General features: G+C 69.8%; 2 protein-coding genes. Both read right to left on the bottom strand.

Annotated elements, in window-relative coordinates:
* The coding region (sbcB, locus tag QAA18_RS05815; protein ID WP_279411836.1) for an exodeoxyribonuclease I at positions 1–949 on the bottom strand (949 nt) is incomplete at its 3' end.
* The coding region (locus QAA18_RS05820) for an FAD-dependent monooxygenase (protein WP_279411839.1) at positions 946–2,202 on the bottom strand (1,257 nt) is incomplete at its 5' end. The genes QAA18_RS05820 and sbcB, both read right to left, overlap by 4 nt.

Below are 2,202 nucleotides of genomic sequence, written 5' to 3' on the forward strand. Positions count from 1 at the left end.
GTGCGAAGTCCGCCCCGCGCAGGTGCGCCCAGGCGACCAGCGACGGGCAGCGGTTGAGATGGATTTCCTTGAGGGGAATACGCGCCTCGCCCTCGGCCAGCTGGTCGCGGCGCAGGTACAGGCGCGACGCGATGGTGTCCGGGTCCAGGTCGAGGATGATGTCGGGTTCGGCATCGAGGTCGAACACGATCACCCGGCTGTCCATCCTTGGATGGCGCGCCAGCGGCAGCACCGCGGCCGCGCACAGGCGCTCGGCGGGATAGCGTTGCGACACGTGCAGGAGCGGCGTCATCGCGATCGTGTCGACCAGGCTGCCGGCATGGCGCTTGTCGCGCAGGCGCAACGCGTAGTCCCAGAACCGCGGCTGGCTGTTGCGCAGCAGGCGGGCCATGCCGATCAGCGCACGCACGTCCGACAGCGCTTCGTGCGCGTCGCCCTCGCGCACGCCGTTGGCCGTTGCCAGGTGCTCGAGGCGGAAGGAGGTCGCACCGTCCTCGCGCCGGGGCCACTGGATGCCGTCCGGGCGCAACGCGTGCGCCAGGCGCAGCACGTCGAGCAGGTCCCAGCGGCTGTTGCCGTTGCGCCACTCGCGCTCGTAGGGATCGTGGAAGTTGCGGAACAGCCCGTTGCGCACGAACTCGTCGTCGAAGCGCAGCGAGTTGTAGCCCAGGGTACAGGTGCCCGGCCGGGACATTTCCTCGACGATGCGGGCGAAGGCCTCGAACTCTGCGATGCCTTCGCGCATCGCGCGCTGCGGCGTGATGCCGGTGACCAGGGTTGCGCCGGGCGAGGGCAGCAGGTCGTCGGCCGGCCTGACCATGAAGTCGACCGGCGCTTCGATCTCCCCTAGCGCCTCGTCGGTGCGGATCGCGGCGAACTGGGCGATGCGCGAGCGGCGCGTGTCGGCGCCGAAGGTTTCCAGGTCGTAGAAGAGGAAGCTGGCGCTCATTCGGCAGGCAGCGGCGGCAGTTGCCGCGACACTTCGGCGTCGACTGCTTCCCAGTCCACTCCGGCCAGCGAATCCAGGCCACGCGTGGCTTCGACCAGGATCCCGCGCTGGATCTCGCTGCGCTGCAGAGCGACCGAGTAAGGCATCCGCATGAACGTGACCATGGCGTAGTGCGGTACGAAGCGACCCGGATGGCGCTGCTGCAGCGCCAGCTCCAGTTCGCGCTGGAGCAGGAAGTCCGGGTCGTCGACCAGGTCGCGCATCTCGATGTAGTTCTCCAGCGCCATCTGCTGGATGGCGCGGGCATCGGCCATGCGCTCGGCTTCGAAGGCGGCGAATGCAGCGGCCAGGTCCGGCGCGGCATCGATGTGGCCGGCCAGCGCCACGCAATCCTCGAATGCGCAGTTCATGCCCTGGCCGTGGAAAGGCACCATCGCGTGCGCGGCGTCGCCGAGCAGTACCGCGCGGCCGTCCAGGTGCCAGCGGTCCAGGTACAGCGTGGCCAGGTTGCCGGTGGGGTTGGCCTCGAAATCGTGTTCGAGCTCCGGGATGAGCGGCAGCGCGTCGGCGAAATCGCGTTCGAACAGCGCCCGCGCATCGGCGGCGGAGGCGACGGTGTCGAAGTCCGGGTCGCCGCTGCCGTCCGGATGCAGGGCCATGAACAGGGTGACGGTGAAGGTGCGTTCGTCGTTGGGCAGGGCAATGCACATGTAGCGGCCGCGCGGCCAGATGTGCAGCGCGTTGGGCTCGATGCGGAAGCCGCCGTCGGGCGCCGGCGGGATCTCCAGTTCCTTGTAGCCGTGCTCCAGCCACTGGGTGCGTTCGCCCAGGTCCGCGTGCCGCCCCATCTGCGCGCGCAAGGTGGAACCGGCACCATCGCAGCCGAGCAGGGCCTCGAAGGGATGTTCGTGCGCGCCGCCGTCGCCCTGGTAGGTGGCGACCTTGCGCTCGAAGTCGACGCTGGCCAGGCCGCGATCGAAGTGCAGGGTCGCGCCGGCGGCTTCGGCGGCGTCGAGCAGGCTGATGTTGAGTTCGCCACGGCTGACCGACCAGATCACTTCGCTGTCGTCACGACCGTAGCGCTGCAGCTGCGGTTCGCCGTGCAGCGGATGGACCATGCGTCCGCGCATCATCACCGCGCGCTCGAGCACCGCGCCGTCGGCGTCGGCCTGGCGCAGCGCGTGCAGGCCGCGTTCGGCCAGGGCGAGGTTGATCGAACGGCCGCCGGCGTAGCCGTGCAGCCGCGGGTCGCC

The sequence above is a fragment of the Luteimonas sp. 8-5 genome (assembly GCF_029763755.1).
In the GTDB taxonomy this organism is placed as follows: domain Bacteria; phylum Pseudomonadota; class Gammaproteobacteria; order Xanthomonadales; family Xanthomonadaceae; genus Cognatiluteimonas.